Annotated in this window: 24 protein-coding genes and 1 tRNA gene; 12 read left to right on the forward strand and 13 right to left on the reverse strand. The window is 61.8% G+C overall.

Annotation, left to right across the window (positions count from 1 at the left end):
- Positions 1-57: 57 nt before the first annotated feature.
- On the reverse strand, positions 58-978 hold the full coding sequence (locus Q1A53_RS07040; protein WP_299964361.1) for a DMT family transporter: 921 nt from the start codon (positions 976-978) through the stop codon (positions 58-60).
- Between the two features lie 260 nt (positions 979-1238).
- Between Q1A53_RS07040 and Q1A53_RS07045 the strand changes: the two genes are divergently transcribed.
- Positions 1239-2414 carry an aspartate aminotransferase family protein gene (locus Q1A53_RS07045; protein WP_299964365.1) on the forward strand — a complete coding sequence of 392 codons (1176 nt, stop codon included), beginning with the start codon at positions 1239-1241 and terminating at the stop codon, positions 2412-2414.
- Between the two features lie 26 nt (positions 2415-2440).
- Positions 2441-3367: an ornithine carbamoyltransferase gene (gene argF / locus Q1A53_RS07050; protein ID WP_299964368.1), complete on the forward strand. Its 927-nt coding sequence runs from the start codon at positions 2441-2443 to the stop codon at positions 3365-3367.
- A 318-nt stretch (positions 3368-3685) separates the two neighbouring features.
- Here the strand turns inward: argF and Q1A53_RS07055 are convergent, their stop codons facing one another.
- From Q1A53_RS07055 to hrpB, 3 genes are all read right to left on the reverse strand, one after another.
- Positions 3686-4132: an NUDIX hydrolase gene (locus Q1A53_RS07055; RefSeq protein WP_299964371.1), complete on the reverse strand. Its 447-nt coding sequence runs from the start codon at positions 4130-4132 to the stop codon at positions 3686-3688.
- A gap of 184 nt (positions 4133-4316) precedes the next feature.
- Positions 4317-4865 carry a sugar O-acetyltransferase gene (locus Q1A53_RS07060; RefSeq protein WP_299964374.1) on the reverse strand — a complete coding sequence of 183 codons (549 nt, stop codon included), beginning with the start codon at positions 4863-4865 and terminating at the stop codon, positions 4317-4319.
- Position 4866: 1 nt separating this feature from the next.
- Complete coding sequence (hrpB, locus tag Q1A53_RS07065) at positions 4867-7308, reverse strand: ATP-dependent helicase HrpB (RefSeq protein WP_299964376.1); 2442 nt, start codon at positions 7306-7308, stop codon at positions 4867-4869.
- A 98-nt stretch (positions 7309-7406) separates the two neighbouring features.
- Here hrpB and meaB point away from each other — a divergent pair, with 98 nt between their 5' ends.
- Both meaB and rpmB read left to right on the forward strand, forming a co-directional pair.
- A complete protein-coding gene (gene meaB, locus Q1A53_RS07070) occupies positions 7407-8387 on the forward strand; it encodes a methylmalonyl Co-A mutase-associated GTPase MeaB (protein ID WP_299964379.1) in 981 nt (326 codons plus the stop codon).
- Between the two features lie 144 nt (positions 8388-8531).
- Positions 8532-8831 (forward strand): 50S ribosomal protein L28, encoded by a 300-nt coding sequence (gene rpmB, locus Q1A53_RS07075; protein ID WP_299964382.1) that lies wholly within the window; start codon positions 8532-8534, stop codon positions 8829-8831.
- Positions 8832-8879: 48 nt separating this feature from the next.
- Here the strand turns inward: rpmB and Q1A53_RS07080 are convergent, their stop codons facing one another.
- Positions 8880-9578 carry an NAD-dependent deacylase gene (locus Q1A53_RS07080; RefSeq protein WP_299964385.1) on the reverse strand — a complete coding sequence of 233 codons (699 nt, stop codon included), beginning with the start codon at positions 9576-9578 and terminating at the stop codon, positions 8880-8882.
- Between the two features lie 50 nt (positions 9579-9628).
- Positions 9629-10594: a LysR family transcriptional regulator gene (locus Q1A53_RS07085; protein ID WP_299964492.1), complete on the reverse strand. Its 966-nt coding sequence runs from the start codon at positions 10592-10594 to the stop codon at positions 9629-9631.
- A gap of 167 nt (positions 10595-10761) precedes the next feature.
- On the opposite strand from Q1A53_RS07085, the gene Q1A53_RS07090 reads away from it, so the two are divergent.
- The 5 genes from Q1A53_RS07090 (at position 10762) to yacG (ending at position 13730) form a co-directional block, all read left to right on the forward strand.
- Positions 10762-11637, forward strand: coding sequence for a carbon-nitrogen hydrolase family protein (locus Q1A53_RS07090; protein WP_299964388.1), 876 nt, complete (start codon positions 10762-10764; stop codon positions 11635-11637).
- A gap of 78 nt (positions 11638-11715) precedes the next feature.
- Entirely contained in the window at positions 11716-11934 is a 219-nt protein-coding gene (gene infA / locus Q1A53_RS07095) for a translation initiation factor IF-1 (RefSeq protein ID WP_005978431.1), read from the forward strand.
- Positions 11935-11938: 4 nt separating this feature from the next.
- On the forward strand, positions 11939-12514 hold the full coding sequence (locus Q1A53_RS07100) for a nucleoside triphosphate pyrophosphatase (protein WP_299964390.1): 576 nt from the start codon (positions 11939-11941) through the stop codon (positions 12512-12514).
- Entirely contained in the window at positions 12511-13533 is a 1023-nt protein-coding gene (locus Q1A53_RS07105; RefSeq protein WP_299964392.1) for a ribonuclease E/G, read from the forward strand. Before Q1A53_RS07100 ends, Q1A53_RS07105 begins: the two co-directional genes overlap by 4 nt.
- Positions 13530-13730: a DNA gyrase inhibitor YacG gene (gene yacG / locus Q1A53_RS07110; protein WP_299964395.1), complete on the forward strand. Its 201-nt coding sequence runs from the start codon at positions 13530-13532 to the stop codon at positions 13728-13730. Before Q1A53_RS07105 ends, yacG begins: the two co-directional genes overlap by 4 nt.
- A gap of 168 nt (positions 13731-13898) precedes the next feature.
- On the opposite strand, the gene Q1A53_RS07115 is transcribed toward yacG, so the two are convergent.
- Genes Q1A53_RS07115 through Q1A53_RS07130 form a run of 4 tightly spaced genes read right to left on the reverse strand, consistent with a single transcriptional unit; the run spans position 13899 to position 17823 of the window.
- Entirely contained in the window at positions 13899-14630 is a 732-nt protein-coding gene (locus Q1A53_RS07115; RefSeq protein WP_299964397.1) for a proteasome-type protease, read from the reverse strand.
- A 42-nt stretch (positions 14631-14672) separates the two neighbouring features.
- Positions 14673-15470 (reverse strand): transglutaminase family protein, encoded by a 798-nt coding sequence (locus Q1A53_RS07120; protein ID WP_299964400.1) that lies wholly within the window; start codon positions 15468-15470, stop codon positions 14673-14675.
- A 12-nt stretch (positions 15471-15482) separates the two neighbouring features.
- Positions 15483-16424, reverse strand: coding sequence for an alpha-E domain-containing protein (locus tag Q1A53_RS07125; protein WP_299964403.1), 942 nt, complete (start codon positions 16422-16424; stop codon positions 15483-15485).
- Between the two features lies 1 nt (position 16425).
- Positions 16426-17823, reverse strand: a complete 1398-nt coding sequence (locus Q1A53_RS07130) for a circularly permuted type 2 ATP-grasp protein (protein WP_299964406.1) — start codon at positions 17821-17823, stop codon at positions 16426-16428.
- A 314-nt stretch (positions 17824-18137) separates the two neighbouring features.
- On the opposite strand from Q1A53_RS07130, the gene Q1A53_RS07135 reads away from it, so the two are divergent.
- A tRNA-Phe gene (locus Q1A53_RS07135) sits at positions 18138-18212 on the forward strand.
- Between the two features lie 79 nt (positions 18213-18291).
- Here Q1A53_RS07135 and Q1A53_RS07140 read toward each other — a convergent pair.
- The 3 genes from Q1A53_RS07140 to Q1A53_RS07150 form a co-directional block, all read right to left on the reverse strand.
- Entirely contained in the window at positions 18292-18687 is a 396-nt protein-coding gene (locus Q1A53_RS07140) for a hypothetical protein (RefSeq protein ID WP_299964408.1), read from the reverse strand.
- Between the two features lie 729 nt (positions 18688-19416).
- Complete coding sequence (locus Q1A53_RS07145; RefSeq protein ID WP_299964410.1) at positions 19417-19842, reverse strand: methyltransferase domain-containing protein; 426 nt, start codon at positions 19840-19842, stop codon at positions 19417-19419.
- The gene (locus Q1A53_RS07150; protein ID WP_299964412.1) at positions 19839-21263 is read right to left on the reverse strand and encodes an MFS transporter; all 1425 of its coding nucleotides are present in this window, start codon (positions 21261-21263) and stop codon (positions 19839-19841) included. Before Q1A53_RS07150 ends, Q1A53_RS07145 begins: the two co-directional genes overlap by 4 nt.
- A gap of 111 nt (positions 21264-21374) precedes the next feature.
- On the opposite strand from Q1A53_RS07150, the gene Q1A53_RS07155 reads away from it, so the two are divergent.
- Together Q1A53_RS07155 and Q1A53_RS07160 are read left to right on the forward strand one after the other, a co-directional pair.
- On the forward strand, positions 21375-21788 hold the full coding sequence (locus Q1A53_RS07155) for an Rrf2 family transcriptional regulator (RefSeq protein ID WP_299964414.1): 414 nt from the start codon (positions 21375-21377) through the stop codon (positions 21786-21788).
- A gap of 286 nt (positions 21789-22074) precedes the next feature.
- On the forward strand, positions 22075-23148 hold a 1074-nt coding region (locus Q1A53_RS07160; protein WP_299964417.1), incomplete at its 3' end, for a DUF6119 family protein.

Consider the following 23148-nt stretch of genomic DNA (forward strand, 5'->3'; position numbering starts at 1 on the left):
ATTCAAAAGCGGTCCTGCCGGTGGCGGACCGCTTCTTTTTTCTCAACATCGTGTATTTTAGTCACTGGGGGCTGAGTTACAAGCGCTGACCTGTGTCTGTTTGGCAAACTTCCCGTCACGCCAGGCCAGAAGCGCACCGCCCGACAGGATAATACCCGCACCGAGCACCGTGATGTAATCGGGGATCTGGGCAAAAAAGGCGATATCGTAAAGGCAGGCAAAGACCAGCGTGCCGTAGCTGAAGGGCGCGACAAAGCTCGCATCCGCGCGCGCCATCGCATTGACAAAGCAGGCCTGCGCGGTCGCCATGCAAAAGCCGAGCGCCACCAGAGCGCCCCATTGCGCCAAAGAAGGTGGTGCCCACACAGCGACTACCGCGACGCTCGCGATCACCATCCCGAGGGTATTGTTCAGAAGCAGCACCTGTATGGGCGCCTCGCGACCCGAGAGTTTCTTGATGAAGATGAGTTCAACCCCCAGCATGACCGCGCCACCGAGCGCCAGCAGGCTGGCCAGTTGAAAGCTTTCCGGTGTGGGGCGCAGCAACAGCAGCGCCCCCGCCAGCGCGAGAAGGGCGGCGGACCAGCGCACCCGGCCCACCCGTTCGCCCAAAAGCGGGATGGCCAGCATCATCGCAAACACCGGGTTGAGAAAAACGATGGCGGTGGCGTCGGCCAGCGGGATGAACGTGACGGCGGCGAACATCAGTGTCACACCGCCCCAACCGAAGACCGTCCGTGCGATGTGCAATGGCCAGTGGGGGCGCGTCAGGCGGGGCCGGATCAGTGCGACCACGGCGACGATGGCGACCCAGGCAAAGACAAAGCGACCGTGGCTGACCTGCAGCGGATGCAGCGCCGGGCCCAATGTGTCGCCGCCCAGAAGCTTCGCCAGCAGCGTGGTTCCGGCGATAAAGGCGGTCGCCGCGATCATCAACGCCACCGCAAGCGCCGGATTATGGGATTTCGGTTGAAACATCGCCGTCCTCTATGGTCGCGTCGTGGCAAAGGCACAAGGTGGCAAAAACCGCTTTGCACAGGCGGCGCTATGCGTTACTCAACCGGCATGGAAAAATGCGCGATCCGACAAGGCCGACGACACACCGCCCTCTAGGCGCAACCCTCTGGGTTGTGCTGTCTTTCGCGCTTTTCCACCATCCTTTCAAAATTGTTGACCTGCCTGCCGCGCTGTTGCACCTGTTGTACTTCGTGACAGCGCCTTTCGAAAAGGAGGATCCGATGATCCCGACCATTTTGCCGACCTACGCGCGCGCGCCCTTCAGCTTCGTCAAGGGCGAGGGCACCTGGCTGATCGAGGCGGACGGGCGACGTTTCCTCGATCTGGGTGCGGGTATTGCGGTGAATGCGCTCGGTCATGCACACCCCGCGCTGGTGACGGCATTGACCGAACAGGCCCAAGCGCTCTGGCATACGTCCAACCTCTACCAGATCCCCAAACAGCAGGAACTGGCGGACAAGCTGACCAGCCTGAGCTTTGCCGACACGGTGTTTTTTACCAACTCCGGCACGGAGGCCTGCGAACTGGCGGTCAAGATGGCGCGCAAGTACGGGTTCGAAAAAGACGCGCCGGAAAAGACCGATATCATCACCTTCTCAGGCTCCTTCCATGGCCGGTCCGCCGCCGGCATCGCCGCAGCGGGATCGGAGAAAATGACCAGGGGGTTCGGCCCGCTTCTGCCGGGATTTACCCATGTGCCCTTTGGCGATCATGATGCGCTGAATGCTGCGATCACGGAGACGACAGTCGCCATTCTGATCGAACCGGTGCAGGGCGAGGGCGGTATCCGCCCGGTGCCGGACGTCTGCCTGAAAGGACTGCGGGCGCTTTGCGACGAGAAGGGGCTGCTGCTGATCCTAGACGAAGTGCAGTGCGGTGTGGGCCGGACCGGCAAGCTCTTTGCCCATGAATGGGCCGGGATTACGCCCGACATCATGATGGTGGCCAAGGGCATCGGGGGCGGTTTCCCTATCGGTGCGGTGCTGGCCACCGAAGAGGCTGCCAGCGGTATGACCCTGGGCACTCACGGGTCAACCTACGGCGGTAACCCTCTGGGATGTGCTGTGGGGTGCGCCGTGCTCGATCATGTGGCCCGGCCTGACTTTCTGGCGGATGTCAGCCGCAAGGCTGGGATGCTGCGCCAGAAACTCGAAGGGTTGATCGCCGCGCACGGGGATATCTTCGAAGAAGTGCGCGGCACCGGGCTGATGCTGGGCCTGCGGTGCAAGGCGGCCAATGGCGATGTGGTGCAGGCAGGATACGACCAGCAATTGCTGACCGTGGGCGCTGCGGACAATGTAGTGCGCTTGCTGCCGCCGCTGACCATTGCCGAGGATGAGATTGCCGAGGCGGTCACCCGGTTGGAGGCCGCCGCACGCAGTCTTTCCGCCGCCTGATCACTCCCTTTTACAGAGCGAATGCCATGAACCATTTTCTTGATATCCACCTGACCGATCCCGGCCATCTTCGCCAGATCATCGACAGCGCCGCACAGATGAAGGAGGCCAGGCTGGGCAGGCCCCGCGGCGCCAGTGACGATGATCTGCCGCTCAAAGACCGCATGGTCGCGCTGATATTCGAAAAACCCTCGACCCGCACGCGCGTCTCCTTCGATCTTGGGGTCCGGCAGATGGGGGGGCAGACCATGGTTCTGTCGGGCTCGGACATGCAGTTGGGGCACGGCGAGACCATTGCCGACACCGCCCGGGTGCTGAGCCGCTACGTGGATCTCATCATGATCCGTACCTTTGACGAGGCCGTGCTGACCGAGATGGCGGAGTTCGCGACGGTTCCGGTGATCAATGGGCTGACCGACCGCACGCACCCTTGCCAGATCATGGCCGATGTCATGACCTTTGAGGAACATCGCGGGCCGATCCGCGACAGAAAGGTCGTCTGGTGCGGCGACGGCAACAATGTCTGCGCATCCTTTCTGCACGCGGCGGGTCAGTTCGGTTTTGACATGACTTTTGCCGGGCCGCCGACCCTCGATCCCGAGCAGGAGTTCGTCGAGTTTGCCCGTGCCCGTGGCTCTGATATCGTGATCGAGAGGGATCCGGCCAAGGCGGTTGCCGGCGCTGATCTGGTGGTCACGGATACCTGGGTGTCGATGCACGACGCGCAGTCGGCGCGGGAGCGGCGGCACAACCAGTTGCGCCCCTACCGGGTCGACGAGGCCTTGATGTCAAAGGCAAAACCGGACGCGCTCTTCATGCATTGTTTGCCCGCGCACCGCGATGACGAGGCTACATCGGCAGTCATGGATGGCCCGCATTCCGTGATCTTCGATGAGGCCGAGAACCGCTTGCACGCGCAAAAGGCGATCCTGCGCTGGTGCCTCGAAGTCTAACCGGTGCGGCGTCTGCCGCCCGGTTTGCCTGCCCTACCAGTCAGGGCCAGACCAGCGCCACAGTGATCGTTGAAACCTGCTGGTCGCTTGCTGCATTGAAAAGACTGCAGCACGGACCACCACAGGTGTCGGCCAAGATCGGTTGCGTCATTCAAGTCGATGCTGAACTGTCAGCGCGTCTCACATCACTGCGTTGGCGGTTTGACCGATCCTCTGATCGGATTTTCCAACAGGCACTTTTCGGGCCAAGCCTTCGGACGTCTTCGCGGAAATTGAAGGTTTTCCGCGAAGGTGGCCGTGAACGGAATGTCTCGACTATCACAGCGCGCGCAACAGCGCCTGCAACTGGGGTTCCTGAACGCGGCTGGCAGCCTCTGCGGGGCTGAACCACCGGCGACTGCGCTGGTGATCTTCCGGGTAGCTATCCGCCAGGCTTTCCACCTTGGCCAGATAAACCTTTGCCTGAACGGGTGTGATCTCACCCTGTTTGCGCCGTTTTTCGTAGTCGTAAGAGCCGATAGGGTCCTCTTCTACAGAGGCTGCGCGCACGCCAGCCTCTTCCCAGGCTTCCTGCAAGGCTGCTTCCGCATCGCTGAGCCCTTTGATGGGCCAACCCTTCGGCACGATCCACCGGCCCGTCCCACGGCTCGTCACCAGAAGGACCTCGTCACCCTCAGACGTCCGGCGCAGGCACACGGCAGCCACTTGACGTTCGCGCACCGGGCCGAGAAACAGCCGGAGTGCATCGTCAAAGTGTGATTTCATATATGCGATCATGAGAAGCGCAATACGCCTTTTGCCTGGAATTTCATCAATACACCAAATTTCCCCGAGATTTCAACTCGCTGGATCTGGGGATAACTCAAGGGTCGTCTTATTGACGCCAGCCTAGGAGCAAAGTTCGAATTTTCTGTAAACAGGATCACAAACGATGTGTCTTTTGCGCGGCTCAGATCTCGTGCGCGGGATTACCTGCCACACGCGCGCCAGCCACCACATCCCGCGTGACGACGGAGCCTGCACCGACAATCGCCCCCGCGCCGATTGTGACACCCGGCAACACGATCACCCCGCCGCCGATCCAGACATCCGGGCCGATGGTAATGGGCAGTCCGCGTTCGATGCCCGCGCGCCGTTTCGCCACGTCGCGGTGATGATCGGCGCAGTAGAGATGCACGTTGGGGCCGAGCATGCTCCGCGCGCCGATGCTGACCGGACCGCTGTCAAGAATGACGGCACCGGCATTGATAAAGACACCGTCCTCCAGCACCGTATTGCAGCCATATGAGCAATGAAATGGCGCCTCGATCAGGCATTGCTGGCCCACCGATTTCAGGAGCGCGGCAAGTTCCGGGGCTATGCCGCTCCGCGCATCGGGCCGCGTGGTGTTATGGGCATGAACAGCCTGACGCGCGGCCATGCGCAGCGCGTCATAAGCAGGTGTCAGTGCATTATACCAGTCGCCGCTGGTCATTTCCTCGATGGGGTCGCGGGACATATCAGGCCTTTCTCGGTTTGGCGCGGAGCGTCGGGTCGGCCAGGGTCGGGTCTTCGGGCCAGGGGTGGCGCGGGTAGCGGCCGCGCATGTCCTTGCGTACGTCCGCATAGGAAGAGGCCCAGAAACCCGGCAGATCTTCGGTCACCTGCAAGGGCCGCTGTGCAGGCGACAGCAGTGTTAACTGCAAGGGGATGCCAGTGACGCGCGGATGCGCCGTGACACCGAAGAGCTCTTGCAGGCGCAGGGCGATACGCGGCTGACCGGTCGTGTAGTCAATGGGGACCTTCCGACCCAACGGCGTGACGAAATGCGCCGGTGCGGCCTGGTCCAGCGCCTGCGTCTGATCCCAGCTCAGCCGGGCCCGCAGGGCGGGCAAGAGGTCGAACCGTTTCCAGTCATCGGCGGTCTTCACGCCCGTCAGATGCGGCAGCAACCACTCGTCGAGGGTCTGCATCAACCGGTCTTCGGTGAAGTCGGGGAAGGTTGCGTCCACCGCCTGCATCAGCCGCGCGCGGGCCAGAAAGAGCGCGGCAGGCTTGCCAGGCAGGAGCCCCAGCTGACGCACGCCATCCAGCATGGCGCGGGCCACATCGTCGGCGGGGGCGTCCGACCAGATGCGATCCTCCAGCACCAGCCCGCCGAAACGTTCCTGACGCCGGGCGTGGACACGGCCTTCGCGCCGGGACCACTCACAGATATCGTGCCAGGCAATCTGCTCCGGAAAGGTGGCGCGCAGATCCGACTGCGACAGGGCGATCGCCTGACGGATGCGCGCCTCGCGCGGGTCACCGTCGAGATCGGTGGCCACCAGCAGGGGCGCGCTCGCGAGCGTGTCCGCCTGCGGCAATACCGCCCCCTTGCCACCGGAGAGCAGGAAACGGGCCGCTTCGCCCGGACGGCGGGCACCGATCCGGTCAGGGTAGGCGAGTGCTGCCAGAATGCTCGGGTCATCCGGTCCGTCGCCGCGGGACAGGCGCACAAGCCGTTTGGCATCCTCGCGGATCCGGGCCAGCTTCGGGCGGTGCGGTGCCAGCCCATACGCGCGCTCAAAGGCGCCGGGGTCGCGGGCGGCGGCCAGACGCAGGCTCAGATCAGCAGGCGCGCCGCGCAGGATGTCGCGTTCCGACAAAAGGGCGGCCAGCAAAGGCGCGCCCTGCCCACCGGACACCACCATATGGGCCAGTCGCGGATGCAGCGGCAGGGCGGCGAGCCGCTTGCCGTGCTCGGTGATCCGGCCATCCGGTGCAACTGCGCCCAGCATTCGCAGCACATCCTCGGCCTCGCGCAGCCTTCCTGCATGGGGCGGTGTAACGAAGGGCAGGGCGTCTGCCGGTGCCCCCCAGAGCGCAAGCTCCAGCGCCAGCCCTGTCAGATCGCCGACGTCGATCTCGGCGGGGGGATGGGATGGCAAGGCGCCGTCCTCCCCGCGGGTCCACAGCTTGTAGCATGCACCGCTCTCGATGCGCCCGGCGCGGCCCGCGCGCTGCTTGGCCTCGGCGCGGCTGACCACGGTGGTGATGAGCCGGGACATTCCGCTGGAGGGGTCGAACTCCGCCCGGCGGGCGCGGCCTGCGTCAACGACGATGCTGATCCCTTCGATTGTCAGCGAGGTTTCGGCGATGGCCGTGGCCAGCACCACCTTGCGGCCCGCGCGGACAGGTTCGATAGCCGCGCGCTGATCCGCAAAGGGCATGGCTCCATAGAGCCGGTGCACGGTCACCTCCGGTGGCAGATGCGGGCGCAGCGCGGCCTCGGTCCGGCGAATTTCGGCCTCGCCGGGCAGAAAGACCAATGCGCTGCCGGGCGCTTGGGCCAGCGCCTGCAGGGTCAGGTCCGCGACCGCCCGTTCCAGCGCTTGGGTCTTTGGTACCGGGCGCGGCAGCCAGTGCGGTGTCACCTCATAGCTGCGGCCCTCGGATGTCAGCACCGGTGCCTGCATCAAATCCGCGACCGGGCCTGCATCGAGCGTTGCCGACATGGACACCAGCAACAGGTCGTCGCGCAGCGCCCCCGCCACCTCGAGCGCAAGTGCCAGCCCCAGATCGGCGTTGAGCGAACGTTCGTGGAATTCGTCAAAGAGGATCGCACCCACGCCCGGCAGATCGGGCTGCGACTGAATGAGCCGCGTCAGGATGCCTTCGGTGACGACCTCGATGCGGGTCGCGGCGCTGGTTTTCGACGCGCCGCGGATCCGGTAGCCCACGCGCTTGCCAACCGGTTCACCCAGCGTTGCCGCCATCCGCTCGGCGGCGGCGCGGGCGGCCAGACGGCGTGGCTCCAGCATGAGGATCTTGCCGGGTGTCAGCGCCGCCTCCAGCATGGCGAGCGGCACGCGGGTCGTCTTGCCCGCACCGGGCGGCGCCTGCAGGACCAGTCGGCCTGTTTCGCGCAGGTGGGCGATGGCCTGCGGCAGCACGGCGTCGATGGGCAGGGAAGGGTGCATGGCCCCGGGTGTAGCGAAAACGGCGGGAGCCGCCAAGCACTGGACATTTGCGCGGGCCTGCCGGACAACCAAGAGCGAGAGAGAGGGGAGTGCGCCGCATGGATATCGCCGATCTGGCCCGCCGTGTCGCGGACGGTGAACGCCGTGCCTTGGCGCGTGCGATCACGCTGGTGGAAAGCGCGCGCGCCGATCACCGCGATCAGGCCGCCGCCCTGCTGGACGCCTTGCCCAAGGGGCGCGAGGCGCTGCGCGTCGGGCTATCGGGCACGCCGGGCGTGGGCAAATCCACGTTCGTGGAGAGCTTTGGCATGATGCTGGTGGAGCAGGGCCTGAAGGTGGCGGTGCTGGCGGTTGATCCGTCCTCGACCCGGTCGGGCGGCTCGATCCTGGGGGACAAGACACGGATGGACCGGCTGGCGCGCACGCCGCAGGCCTTCATCCGCCCCTCGCCCAGTCAGACGCATCTGGGCGGTGTCGCGCGCCGGTCGCGTGAGGCGGTGGCGCTCTGCGAGGCTGCGGGCTTCGACGTGGTGCTGATCGAGACGGTCGGTGTCGGACAGTCCGAGACGGTGGTGTCGCATATGTCGGATCTCTTTTTGCTGCTGTTGGCGCCAGCGGGCGGGGACGAGCTGCAGGGCGTCAAGCGCGGGATCATGGAGATCGCGGATATTATCGTCATCAACAAGGCCGACGGCGATCTGCGATCTGCCGCCACGCGCACCTGTGCAGATTACGCCGGTGCGCTGCGCTTGCTGCGCAAACGGCCCCAGGACCCGGAGGGGTTTCCCAAGGCGATGATGGTCTCCGCCATGGAAGGCACGGGACTGGACGAGGTCTGGCAGGAGATGACTGCACTGGCGGATTGGCGCAAGGCCGGAGAGATCTGGGCCCGCGTGCGGGCGGATCAGGCGCTCTACTGGCTGCGCGAAGAGATCCGCAACGCGCTGCTCTCAAAGCTGGAGACGCCCGCAGCAAAGCGCAAGCTGAGCCGTCTGGGCGAGGCTGTGGCGAGCGGCGAGACAGCACCCGCCGCCGCCGCGGCCGCGTTTCTGGCGGAACTGGACGGGCAGACGGAATGAAATCCGGGAAATCGGGTGCTCCGGGTTGACCGCCCGGGCGATTCCAACTAAAGCCAGCGAACCAATTTTCGGGGCGCGGCGCAGGCCGTCCCCTGTTGTTGCCCGCCGGAGCGCCGGTGCGGTACCCAGATAAAGGATAAACCCATGTCGCGCGTTTGCGAATTGACCGGAAAAGGCCCGATGACGGGCAATAACGTCAGCCACGCCAACAACAAGACCCGTCGGCGTTTCCTGCCGAACCTGAACGATGTGTCGCTGCAGTCCGAAGCACTGGGCCGCTCGTTCAAGTTCCGCATCTCCGCCGCCGCTCTGCGGACGGTGGATCACCGTGGCGGGCTGGACAAGTTCCTGGCAAAAGCCAAAGACAGCGAGCTGTCGCCGAACGCGCTGAAGGTCAAGAAGGCCATCGCCAAATCCTCGGACACGGCAGACGCGCTGAGCTGATCCGCGATATATCGGACGTGACGAACCCTGCCCATCCGGGCGGGGTTTTTACGTTTGGTCTGCCAGAAGCTGATCGACCCACTTGGGCAGGGTCTCAGAAGCCGAGCCAAGCACGATCTCGTCGAACTGGCTGCCGACGTCCGAGCGTTCGAGATTGAATTCGATGGTACGCGCGCCCGCTCGCCGCGCCTCTGCTACGAATCCCGCCGCAGGATAGACATTGCCCGAGGTGCCGATGCTGGCGAAGATGTCTGCCGTGGCCAGATGCTCAAAAATCTCATCCATCTCGTAGGGCATCTCCCCGAACCAGACGATATCGGGCCGGGCCGCGGGCGCGCCACAGGAGGGACAGGCATCGCCGGGCGCCATGACAAGCGGCGCCTCCCACCGGTGATCGCAGGCCGCACAGAGCGCTGATGTCAGCGACCCGTGCATGTGCATTACCTTCCGGCTGCCCGCCCGCTCGTGCAGGTCGTCCACATTCTGGGTGATGACCACGACCTCACCATAGAACTTGCTCTCCAAATCGGCGAGCGCCCTGTGCCCCGCGTTTGCCGTGGCCTCTGCCGCCTGCGCACGTCGGGCGTTGTAGAAATCCACCACCAGCTTGGGATCGCGGGCAAAACCTTCGGGCGTGGCGACATCCTCGATGCGGTGCTGCGCCCAAAGCCCCCCTTCGGCCCGGAAGGTGCCCAGCCCGCTTTCGGCGGAGATACCCGCGCCGGTCAGAATGACGATTTTTTTCATGGCTCCCCCGTTCGCCTCGGGATGATTTGTGACCCCATGCGGGCCAACTGTCAAAGGGGCTCTGACACCTGCAGCTGACCGGCAAGAAAGGGTAGGGCCGCCAGCGCGGGGTCAACCATATGGGTCTGGAGAAGCCGCCGCATGGTGCGCGCCACATTGCTGGGGACATCGCCCGCCCAGTCTGCGCTGGCCAGCAGCACAATCTGCCGGCTGAAGGCATCGCCCGGCAGGGCATGGCCCGCAAGCGCGTCATGGAACCGGTGCGCGCGCATGTACCCCAACGGCGTCGTAATGGTCCAGCCGATGCCCCGCGCAACCATCGCCATCAGCGCCAGATGGCTGCCGATTTCAAACCGTGCGGGATAGGGAGCCAGTGCGGCGCCTCTTTGGGCATCGATCTGTGACTGGATGAGCTGCCCTGCGTCATAGCGCAGGTAAGGCAGGCCGCCCGGGTCTGGCAGGGCACCCGGGGTTACCGTCATGTCCCGCGGCGCCACCAGTAGAAACGGGTCGCGCGCCAGCGGATGCGCCACCGCCCCGTCCAGCGGTGCACCCGTCGTCGCTGAGATCGCCAGATGCAGCTGCCTGTCAGTCATCGCCTGCAACAGATCGTTGCTGGAGGCGGTGATCATCCGGAAGCGGCAGCCCGTCAGACTGTCGGCGAGCATCGTGGCAAGTCGCGGCGTCAGGCTGTCGTCGAAGTCATCGATGATCCCGATGGAAAGCGCCTCGACATGCGCCAGATCCATCACGGTCATCTCGCTCTGTGCCAGCCGCAGTTCGGCCAGTGCGGCCTCCGCCCGGCGCAGGAAATGTGTGCCCGCAGGGGTCAGTTGCATCGGCCTGCGGCTGTGGTCAATCAACTCGGCATTCAGCGCGCTTTCGAGGTTGCGCATCTGTTGGCTGATGGCGGGCTGGCTGAGGCCAAGCTGTGCGGATGTCTGCGCCACCGACCCGTTGCGCGCCAACGTCTCGAAGACTTCAAGCCCGCGCAAGGTGATCCCCTTGATCATCAACGGTCCTTCTCTTGTGTTTTCGACCAGCTTCAGAAAAATGGGGCGCGCGTCAAGAAAATCAGGGGATGATACCACCCGAATTTCAAAAACCTGAAATGACAGGTGACCTCTTGCACCGCTCGCCCAATTGGCGGAGCCTGCGGTGGCACCCCAACCAAGGATACGTCATGATCGTCGCGACCGCTGCCTACCCTCTGGATGTGCTGAGCTCCTGGTCGCAGTATGAGGACAAGCTGAGCGGCTGGGTTGCGGAGGCGGCGGGGCAGGGCGCGCACCTGGCGGCCTTTCCCGAATACGGCGCCATGGAACTGGCCACACTGGCCGGTTTGCAGGTTGCAGGAGATCTTGAGCAGTCGCTCCACGCCGTCTCGGACCGGCTGGAGGAGGCAGACGCGCTCCACCGGCGTCTGGCCGACGCTCACGACCTCCATATCCTCGCAGCCTCCGGGCCTGCCGCGACAGAGGCGCGGCCCGTGAACCGCGCGCGGCTCTTTGCGCCGGGTGGCGCTGTCGGGGTGCAGGACAAACAAATCATGACGCGGTTCGAAAGGGATGTCTGGCGTGTACGGGGGGGCGACCCTCTGCAGATATTTGACACGGCTCTGGGGCGGATTGGCGTGCTGATCTGCTATGACGCGGAGTATCCTCTGCTGGGCCGCGCGCTGAGCGCGTGTGACATGATCCTCGTGCCGTCCTGCACCGAGGCGCTCTCGGGCTATTGGCGCGTGCGGATCGGTGCCATGGCGCGCGCACTGGAAAATCAGTGCGTGACGGTGATGGCGTCACTGACGGGGCGGGCGGACTGGTCCGAAGCGGTTGATATCACCACCGGCGCGGGGGGGGTTTTTGGCCCGCCCGATACGGGGTTCCCGGCCACCGGCGTCTTGGCAGAGGGGGTGCTGGGTGCGCCCGGCTGGACCTACGCCGAGGTGGATCTGGCGCGTATCGCCCATGTGCGCACCGATGGCGTCGTGCTGAACCGCACACATTGGGACGAGCAGACAGGCCGCGACGGGGCGCCAGCAATTGTCTCTTTACGCTGAATCCCCCTTGAAAACGGCTGCGAATGCGCGCATTTAAGCGGCGTCCGCGCAATGGCGGCACGCAACGAAGGAGAAACCATGGCCAAGGAAGATACGCTCGAATTTCCCGGTGTCGTAAAGGAGCTCCTGCCAAATGCGACGTTTCGGGTCGAGCTGGAAAACGGCCATGAGATCATCGCACATACGGCAGGAAAAATGCGCAAGAACCGCATCCGCGTTCTGGCGGGTGACAAGGTTCAGGTAGAGATGACGCCTTATGATCTGACAAAGGGTCGGATCAACTACCGCTTCAAGTAAGCCATTGTTTATTCTGGGGTCCGGGTCGCCGCGCCGCAAGGAATTGCTGGCGCAAATCGGCATTGTGCCGGACACAATCCGCGCGCCCGATATCAACGAAGACCCGCTGCCCGGCGAGTTGCCACGTCCCTACTGCCGCCGGATCACTCGTGGCAAGCTGGCGGCGATTGAGGCGGGCCCATCGGATGTGGTGCTCTGTGCCGATACGACCGTGGGTCTCGGGCGCCGGATCCTCGGCAAACCGGCCGACGCTGCCGAAGCGGCTGCGTTCCTGCGGTTGCTTTCGGGGCGGCGCCACCGGGTTATCACGGCTGTGGCCGTGCGGCGCGGCGCGGAAATCTGGGAGCGGGATGTCGTGAGCACGGTGCGTATGAAATCCATCTCAGACGAGGAACTGCAAGGTTATCTGAGCACCGGCGACTGGCAGGGCAAGGCGGGTGGCTACGGCATCCAGGGGCCGGCCGGTGCGCTTATCCCATGGATCAGCGGGTCTTTCACCGGCATCGTCGGTCTGCCCCTGACAGAGACAGCCGGGCTGTTGCGCGCAGCCGGGGTGCCGATCTTCAAAGACGCATCATGAAGGGACGCAGCATCCTGCTCGACCATCTGGACGGCCGCGAGGCCGCCGCGCTCATGGTCGATGGCCAGTTGGAAGATCTGCTGATCGACGCCGATCTGCCGCGCCCGGGCACGGTCTACCGCGCGGTGGCCGACAGGCCCGTGAAGGGGCAGGGTGGCATGTTTCTCAAGACACCCGATGGCGCGGCCTTTCTGCGTCAGGTCAAAGGCTTGTCGCCCGGTCAGCATCTGCTGGTGCAGGTCACCGGCTACGCTGAGCCCGGCAAGGCCTTGCCCGTCACGCAGAAGCTGCTCTTCAAAAGTCGCTACGCCATCGTCACACCCGACGCGCCGGGCCGGAACATCAGCCGCAGCATCAAGGATGAAGCCGAGCGCGACCGGCTGCTGGAGATCGCTCATGATATCATGGGCGACGCTGAACCGGGGCTGATCCTGCGGTCCTCCTGTATGGGGGCGGACGAAGATGCCATCGGCGAGGACATCGCGCAAATGCTGGATCTCGCCACCCAGATTGCTGCCGATGACGCCGACAAGATGGATCTGTTGGTCGAGGGGGACGGGCCCCACACGCTCGCCTGGCGCGATTGGACGGACCCGGCGGAGGTTGTCCGAAACAACGGGTGTTTTGCCGACCACGGCGTACTGGACGCGTTGGACCGGGTGCGCCGCGCCGAGGTGCCGCTGGTCGGTGGCGCGGGGTTTTTTGTGGAGCCGACGCGCGCGTTGGTCGCTGTCGATGTGAATACCGGTACCGATGCCTCCCTCGCCGCCGGGATCAAGGCCAACCTTGCCTGTGCCGAGGCACTGCCCCGGGCGCTGCGCCTGCGCGGTCTGGGCGGGCAGATCGTCCTGGATCTGGCGCCCATGCCGAAAAAGGAGCGTCGCGGGTTCGAGACAGCGCTGCGGCACAGCTTCCGGGGCGATGACATCGACACGGCGCTGGTCGGCTGGACGCCGCTGGGCCACTTCGAGCTTCAGCGCAAACGGGCGCGGCTGCCACTGACGGAGGTGCTGGGATGAGCTGTCCGATCTGCGGCGCGGAGACCGCGCGCCAGACGCGGCCTTTCTGCTCCAAACGGTGCGCCGACCGCGATCTGGCCCGCTGGCTGAACGGCAGCTACGCCGTGCCGTCGCGCGATCCCGAAGACGCCGAGACCCTCGAAGATGCACTGGAAGAGGCCGCGCGTAAGGCTCAACCACCCGACCGTGCGCATTGACGGACCATCGGCCTCGTCCTAGCGGGCCGCATATGGACAAACGCGGGTCACGCCAAGGCATCAACGAGCGCCCTCTTTTTCAGGCAACGTAAGCCGCGCAACCCGTGGAGATCGTCAGTGCTTCGCAAAAAGGCAGCTGTACGCCCCACAGCCCGGACACGTTGATGGCTACAAATCGAAGGTTGGCAGCTGGTCGAAGGCCGCGCGCAGGGCGTCACCCCATCCGGCGGAGATGCTCTGGTACACCGGGTCGTCCTGTTCAATGCGACGGTCGAGCCGGGGGACAAAGCTGTTGGTCTCATAGACCATCAGATCGAACGGTGGCGCCACCGACAGATTGGACCGCACGGTCGAATCAAAGGACACAAGCAACAGCTTTACTGCCTCCTCAAAGGGCATATGCGGCGCATAGGCGCGCACCAGAATGGGCCGCCCGTATTTCGTCTCGCCGATCTGAAAGAAGGGTGTCTCCTCTGTCACCTCGATGAAGTTGCCTTCCGGGTAGATCAGGAACATCGTGGCAGGGCTGCCCTTGATCTGACCCCCCACGATAACCGTCGCCTGAAACGCACCATCGCCGCTTTGCCCGGCGGGTGCGCTGTCGGCAATCACCTCCTTCAGCGTAGCACCGACCAGACGCGCCACCTGAAACATCGAGGGCGCGTGCAGGATCGAGGGATCGCGCTCTCCCACCGCTTTCACGCGCTCTTCGATGAGGCTGACGAGCGCTTGGGTCGTGGCGAGGTTTCCGGCGGTCATCAGGGTGATCAACCGCTCACCCGGAACCTGCCAGTGAAACATCTTGCGCGTCTGCGCAAAATTGTCGACGCCCGCGTTGGTGCGGGTATCGGACATAAAGACAAGCCCCTGATCAAGGCGCAGGCCGACGCAATAAGTCATTTGATGATCGTTCCGGTTTCTGTCCTTGGGTCGGCGGCAGGCTTACTGCTGTATCTGCAACGATACAATCATCGTTTCGTCGGAACTTCCCTGTCGCAGCCCGGAAATAGGGGCCGCCTGCCGGTAATCGAGCCCGTGCGCCAGCCGAACGTAGCGCGCATCCGGACTGATGCCGTTGGAGACGTCGAAGCCCACCCAGCCCAGATCGTCCAGATGCGCCTCGGCCCACGCATGGCTCGCGTCCTGATCCACGCGGTCATCCATCATCAGATAGCCCGATACGTAGCGCGCGGGCAGGCCCGCTACCCGGGCTGCCGCCACGAACATCTGTGCGTGGTCCTGACAAACACCACTGCCCCCCATCAACGCAGCCTCCGCAGTGGTTTCTGCATAGGTCTCCCCGATCTTGTAGGGCGCTGCAATCAGGATCGAGGCAGAGAGCGCATGCAGCGCCGAGAGCATGTCGGGCGCATCGGCGAGCGGCGCTGCCAGCGCCCTGATCCCCTCACCGGCCTGCGTCGACGGTGTGGACTTGCGGTAAAACCACAGCGGACCGGGACCGTAGATCTTGCCCAGCACGCCGGCGGTGTCGACGGTTTCTACCTCGCCTGCGGCGGTGATGCTGACCTGCTGTGTGCCGGGTTCGACACTGACCAGATGCACCTGCGCGCCATTGTGATCGCGGTACTGGGTTTCGATCTTGCCGCCCTCGACTGTCAGCTCCCAACGGCGCACATCCTGCTGGGCCAGCGTCGGCGGTGTCAGCCGCAACTGTTGCAGCGCGTAATCGACCGGTGCGTCATAGTCGTAGCGTGTGGTGTGATTGATGGTGAGCAACATGACAAACCTGCCTTATCCGATGAAGCGGAAGTCGTTTTCTATCTGCGCGCCGAGCGTGTTGTTGTCGCGAATGAATTCGGTGATTACCTCATGCAGCCCCTGTTCGAAGACCGTCGTGATGTCGAGCGATTTGAGGCGTCCGCGCAGTTTGTCCGCCAGGTCGTGACAGGGGTGGCGGGTCTCGTATTCCTCTTCGAGATAGCGCAGGTTTTCGGTAGTCTGTTTGACACAAAAGGCGAGCGACCGGGGCAGGCGCCGGTCAAAGATGAGAAAATCCGCGATGGCCGTCGCGGTCATGTCCTGCTCGTCCAGCCAGCGAAAGCAGCGATGCGCAGAGACGGAGCGCAGGATCATCTCCCACTGGACATTGTCCAGCGACGAGCCCACGGCAGAGGCCGACGGCAGCAGCGTGTAGTATTTCACGTCGATGATGCGGGCCGTGTTGTCCGCACGCTCGATAAAGGTCCCGATGCGGGCGAAATCGTAGATGTCGTTACGCAGCATGGTGCCGTGAAGCGCACCGCGCACCAGCGCGCTCTGTTTTCGGATGGTGGCAAGCACGCCGGGCAGTTCCACCGGGCTCACCGGCGCCTTGAGCAGGTCCGACAGTGTCATCCACGTATCGTTCACCGCTTCCCAAACCTCGGTGGTCAGCGCCGTGCGCACCAGCCGCGCATTGTCCCGCGCGGCCTTCATCACCGAGACCACACTGGAGGGATTGTCGCCGTCGCGCAGCAACCAGTCCATCACCTGTGTGTCCGTGTAGGTGTCGTATTTTTCGTCGTACAGGGTCCGCGACCCGGAGGTCGTCAGCACCGAGCGCCATTCGGATTCCGCGTCCGACGACCGTGTCAGCGCCATGCGGAACCCCGCCTCCAGCAATCGCGCTGTATTTTCACTCCGCTCCAGAAACCGGAACATCCAGTAGAGGCCGCCTGCGGTTTTTCCCAGCATCTCAGTCCTCCAGCACCCAGGTGTCTTTGGTCCCGCCGCCCTGGCTGGAGTTCACCACCAGCGAGCCTTCGGTCAGCGCCACGCGGGTCAGCCCGCCGGGCGTGATATTGACCCCGTCTGGTGAGACCAGCACGAAGGGCCGCAAGTCCACGTGCCGTGGCGCAAGTCCCCGGTCCACGAAGATCGGCACGGTGGAGAGCGACAGCGTCGGCTGCGCGATGTAGCTGGCGGGGTTGGCTTCCAGCTTTTTGCGGAAGGCGGCAATTTCCGTCTTGCTCGCCGCCGGCCCCACCAGCATGCCGTAGCCGCCCGAGCCGTGCACCTCCTTGACCACCAGATCGGCGAGGTTGTCGAGCACGTATTTCAGCGCTTCCGGCTCCGCGCAGCGGTGGGTTTCCACGTTGCGCAGGATAGCCTTTTCGCCGGTATAGAACTCCACGATCTCGGGCATATAGGAATAGATCGCCTTGTCATCCGCGATCCCCGCGCCGGGGGCGTTGGCGATGGTGATCCCACCCGCGCGGTAGACATCCATAATCCCCGGCACGCCCAGCATGCTGTCAGGGTTGAAGCTTAGCGGATCGAGGAAATCATCGTCGATCCGCCGGTAGAGCACGTCGATGACCCGGTAGCCGCGCGTCGTGCGCATGGCGATGCGGCCGTCTACCACCCGCAGATCGTGTCCCTCCACGAGTTCCGCCCCCATCTGATCGGCGAGAAACGAGTGCTCGAAATAGGCGGAGTTATGAATGCCCGGCGTCAGCACCGCGACCCGTGGTTTGCCGGTGCAGGCAGGCGGGGCCGATGCCGCCAGAGAGCGGCGCAGGTTCTTGGGATAGTCACTCACCGGTTGCACGCGGATCTTGCTGAAAAGCTCCGGGAACATCTGCAGCATCGTTTCGCGGTTCTCCAGCATGTAGGAGACACCCGAGGGTGTGCGCGCATTGTCCTCCAGCACGAAGAAATCGCCAGCGCCCGTCCGCACGATATCGGTCCCGACGATATGGGTGTAGATATTGCCGGGCGGGGTAAAGCCCATCATCTGCGGCAGGAAGGCCTCGTTATGGGCTATCAGGTGTTTTGGCACACGTCCTGCGCGCAGGATCTCCTGCCGGTTGTAGATATCCCAGATAAAGGCATTGATTGCGCGCACGCGCTGGTCGATGCCCTTGGAGAGTTTCGTCCATTCGCGGTGCGACAGGATGCGCGGCACCAGATCGAACGGGATCAGCCGTTCCTGCGCCTCCGACTGGCCATAGACGTTAAAGGTGATACCCGTGCGCCGAAAAAAGGCTTCCGCCTCGCGTGATTTCGATTCCAGACGGGCGGGATCCTGAGCGGTGAACCAGGCGTTGTAGCCGGTGTAGGGTGACGTGACAGAGCCATCAGGCCGTTGCATTTCGTCATAAGCTTTGGGCGTATTCGTCATGTGCTAAGCATAACGGGGCGGGTTGCGCGCACAACCAGTTCGCAGCTCAGGCGTCTAATGGGCTGAAATATATTGATAACTGCCCTTTCCTTGGGCGATCACGCCCATGAAGCGAAGGGCCGGTGTTGTTGCTGTTGAGCCTCTCGGAACCGGTCGTTTGGGGATGTCTTGGCAGATGGGACGACTGATGCGATCCGGTGGATCGCAATTCCCAAAAAGGCACTGGACAGCCTCGCGTCAAAACCCTAGAACCCGCTCACCCAGCCGACGCAACGGCGTTCCCTGCCCGGGTAGCTCAGGGGTAGAGCAGTGGATTGAAAATCCTCGTGTCGGTGGTTCGATTCCGCCCCCGGGCACCAACAAAATCAAAGCGCTAGCAGTGATAAGAAAACGCCCAAAAGGGCGTTGTCTCGTTTTTGTCTCGTATTATCGAGCAAGCTACTGAGCAAGACGCTCATGTATCTCAGGTTGTTGTTGGATGATCTGACTGGCTACACGGTCGCAGTAGTGGTCATAGACCCGCATGATAATGCTATCGGGTTTCGCAAATAAGTCTTCTCTAAGGAGAGACCCTTCAATCAAGTGCTCGTCGCCATTGAGGGTGTAGCGAGCGATGTATCGGCGGGTAGTCGTATTCATATCATCGTTGTATTCGACAACTGCACATTTCATCGAGTTGTCCTCGATGGTGTAAGAGCGGACGATGGATTTCGCGACTTCGTCACGAACGCGATCGTACATATCGGTCACCTTGTCGGGGGAGATTGTCTTCTCAATCTCTTTGGTAACCGCTACGACCTTACTCTCGGTCTTGTAGTTTGTTGTGTTGAACATGGTTGTTGCTTGTTGAGCAAACCAAAACCCTGAGCGCTTTGCGAGTACTCAGGGTTTTGGTCGCAAAGCTGATAAATGAAGCTCGCGCTTCGGTAGCATTGTACCTCTTTGTCTCAACTTTGTCTCGTTATCTAGGACGTAAGGTGTTGATAACCTAAGCATTTAATTTTGGGGGTAGAATTGGGGGTATCCACGAGAATGTTTTTTCCACTTGTCTTTCAGATAGTGGAAATTATCCAATGAAAACAACAGACTCCTGATGTCTTGAAAATCCTCGTGTCGGTGGTTCGATTCCGCCCCCGGCACCATTTAGATCTATTGAAATCAAATGGATGGGTGGCATAGGAAGTTAATTGGCTGACGAGGATTCGGCCTTGGGTATCATATGGGTAGCGTTTTGACGCCGTTTCTCGCGCCGCCAAGTTAGTTTGGCCCTTTGCGCTCACAGCCTGCGGAGTCTGTCGCTGCATTGCAGCTTCCCTAAAGCGGACCTCTTCGGAAGGCGTCGAGCGAGCTTCACCTATCACTCCCTAACCAATGCGATAACGTTATCAAGGACCTGCGCTGGTTGCCTATTGGGCCCATGCGCTGTTCGTCGGACCACATCAACAAAAGCCCACTCGTTGTCAGAAGCTGCATATCCAAGGGCAGCCAAGTCCTCTTCCAGTGTGTGATAGCGATGATCTGCCTTATTCCATGACCATGGGGCCGCAGACCCATGCGTGACGATCAGCAACATGCCGCCAGATGCAAGCTGGTCAAATGCCTGCGCAAAGACTGTCGCTTCGGGAAGTCGAACGGCGTTTGCAGGAACATCGCCGAGATGAGGTCGAAACGACCGTCGGGAAACGACATTGCCAAATCGTGGCGTGCAAAGGATATCCGATCTGACACGCCTGATTCCGCAGCGTTGGCCGCTGCGATGTCCAGGGCAGCTTGCGCAATGTCGACCGCAACGACGTCCCAATCTTGCTGCGCGAGCCAGATTGCATCATCGCCTTTGGCGCAGCCCAGATCCAGTGCGCGACCTGGCGTGCGATCAGTTGCGAAACGTTCGAGCATTGCGGACGGCTGACCTCGTGTCTGACGGCCCGCACCGCGATAGAGGCCTTCCCAGAAATCTTGCGGAGACTGTCCAGCTGTTGGTTGCATCATGTTTCCCCTTCTTTTTCTTGAAAGATCGCCCCCAGGCCGCACAGCACGCTAGCCAGCGCAAAGACTGCGCCCGGAAAGAGCAGTGCTGCCGATGCGGCGTCGCTGGTGGCATCCGATGTGTTTCCGAAATAGAGGCCACCAACGATTGCGATGCTCAGCGTAATGCCAATCTGTTGCGCCGTCTGAAGCATCCCCGACGCCGCCCCGGCCACATCGTTTGGCACTTGAGCGAGTGCGCCCGACATCAATGCGACGTTGCTCAGCCCCATGCCGCACCCGACCAGCGCGAGAGGTATCAACAGAACTGGTGCCGAAATGTTATCGCCGGTTTGCGCATATACGATAACGATCAGCACGATGCCCCCGCATGTCAGAATTGAGCCGATGCTCGGCAAAGTCCACGGGTTTGCCGGGCTCCACCGTCCTGCGACAGCCGCCCCGGCGACAGCAAAGATCGGATGCGCGGCCAGCGCCATGGCCACCTCTCCGGGTGACAGTTGAGGTCCGGTTTGCAATGCGATCGCCAGAAGAAAGGGAACACCTGCAATGCCGGAAAAGACCAACAGGATCATGGACGCTCGCCGCAGAAACGGGTCGGACCTCAACAGTCCCGATGGCAGAAGTGGCTCAGTCTTGTCGGACACTCTGTTGCGCTGGGTATAGACAACGTAGGCCAAGAGCAGGACGCTTGCCGGAGGCAATACCACAATCCATGCCGGCCACCCCTGAGCCCGCCCCTGCACGGCTGCGAAGACAAGACCTGTCACAGCGAGGGCAACCAATAATCCATTCCGAACATCGATCCTCTTTGAAGAGCCGCTGTGATCCGGCGACAGGAAAGAAACCACGATCAACGAAGATAGAATGCAGGGCGGGACGACCAACAGGTAAACTGCGCGCCACCCCAAACCAAACAGATCAATTGTCAGGATCGCATCGCCGATGATCGGGCCCGCAACAGCACCCAACGCGCTGACCATGCCGAAGTAGCCCACAGCGCGCCGCCGCTGGTCGGATGGCAGGATCACCTGGGTAAGCGCCAGAACCTGCGGCATCATCGTCGCGGCTCCGACACCCTGAAGAACGCGTGCAGCAATCAGCACGTTTATACTCTGCGCCGTTCCTGCGCCCAGACCGCCAAGTGCAAAACCCGCGACACCAAACAGGAACAGCCTGCGTCGCCCCAAGGCATCACCAAATCGGCCAAGCGGCAGAAGGAGCGATGCGAGCGGCACCAAGTACGCCAGCAGAATCCACTGTGATTGCACATCCGTTGCCTGAAGATCAGCTGCGATACTCGGCACCGCGAGGTTGACCACCGTGACGTCCATCAGCGTGACGAACGCCGCAAGCAAAAGAGCCCAGACAGCTGTCCACTGCGCGCCAGTGGCATGCCATTGGTCTGATTGCGGGTTGGACAAGGAGGCTCCAGTTCGATCAAGTCACGTGATCTATATTGTCACGTGACTTGCAATGTCAATCTCACGTGCTGACAATTGTCACGAGAAGCAGGATGAGATACAGTTGACCACATGAGAACAGACAACAGGCTCCCCCGTGTCCTGCACATCTTGCTTCATCTCGATGAGATTGATGAGCCGGTGACGTCTGAGCGCATGGGCGAGATGTTTGGTATGGATGCCTCTCTAGTGCGTCGCACTATGGGCGGCCTGCGGAAACATGGGCTTGTGGCGTCGATTAAGGGGCACGGCGGTGGATGGCACCTACAGCGCCCGACGGCCGAGATCAGCCTTTTGGAAGTCTACACCGCACTCGGCTCACCAAACGTCTTTGCGATCGGCGCGCCAGAGCCTTCCTCACCTTGCCTGCTGGAACACGTGGCAACCGACGCAACTAGAGCCGCTTTGGCGGCCGCACGTCGCTTATTCGAGGAGGAGCTTAAAGGCGTGTCCGTGGCAGACTTGGCCCATCGAGTGAAGACATAGTTTCTCTCTTAAGTTCACGCTGCAGGCCCCTAAAGAAACTCATTCGCTAAGGTCGGCCCAAAGCGGACTTCCAGAATGCTGTCGTGATGCTGCGATCGCAATCCGCACAGCCGCCATTCGTCGGAGCCCCACTATCGGTCCCTGCTCGGATAATGGGTTGCAGACTGTTGAGTAGAACTCAACCTCACGCCAAAGTACGTAACGAGGGTATACTTTGGGGTTTGTGCGCTTGGTCGAAACAACTGGAACGGGTAGAGTCTAAGTAGTATCAATTGTTGGAACTCTTATGGCAAAAATTAGACCCTTCTCGATTTACTTGCTCAAAGAAGGCTTCGATCACGCAAACTCATTGAAGCAAGACCACAGCCTAGAAGAAGCAGAAGCGGCAGATTTGCCGGACAATGCCCGCCTCTTCATTCTGGACACGCCGCCACGACCGCCGTGGTGGCGTTCATACTTCGGCATTGAGCAAGAGCTGCATCAAGCATCGAAGGGTGCGCTGGTCTTTCTCGAAATAGGAGGCAGGAACTTTGCTATCTCGTTCGGACATGTCTACCACCATTTGAACGACTACTCATACGAGTATGACTTCGGTCTGCGAGTAACTCTCAATAGCCTTGACCCCGCCGAGCTTAAGAGCGCCGACATGGTTTCTCCTGGCACAGCACGCCGCAAGCGAACACAAGTCGCAATTTCCACCGACCTTACGTTCTTAGACTTCGACGGAAACACCGAGATTATCAGAAGTCTTACCGGTAAGGTAAAAGAAGAATACGTTGAGATTTTTAAGAACGCCACAGGTTCAACATCTCTGAAGATTGGAATTAAGGCACAACCAAGCCAACTTCCCGAGATTTGCCAATCCCTTTTGGACCTCTACGAGAGCACAGCATACCAGGAAACGTTTCCAAACATCCAAAACATTTCACCGGTCAAAGATCCCAAAAAGATCGATGGTCTAAATCAGATGCTCGTGGATGCATTCAACGAAAAGTCCGACGAGTTGGTTCTGGCAATACCAGAAATTGTCGACTATCAGGGCGACAAGACTTGCTGCTTTTTTCGCGCCGAAGGCAAAACCAGCGAAATATTTCCAGACATTACGATTGAAGCGCTTTGGGAATTTTTAGACGAGCACAACATCTCACCAGTCAACGCCCAGGCGTTCCGTCAATACCAACTTATTCTATGTGACGTCGAAGGGAGTCCCGGGCGCGCATATACCGTTATGCGTTCTCTTGTTTATGAGACAGCATTCGCTGAGGACGCGGCCATATTCCATATTGATCCTCCCCCACTGGAGTGGTCCTCCGCTATGTTTAGGAAAACGGAGGAATACCATGGCAAACAAGCGACCAAA

The sequence above is a fragment of the uncultured Roseobacter sp. genome (genome assembly GCF_947496515.1).
Classification (GTDB): domain Bacteria; phylum Pseudomonadota; class Alphaproteobacteria; order Rhodobacterales; family Rhodobacteraceae; genus Roseobacter.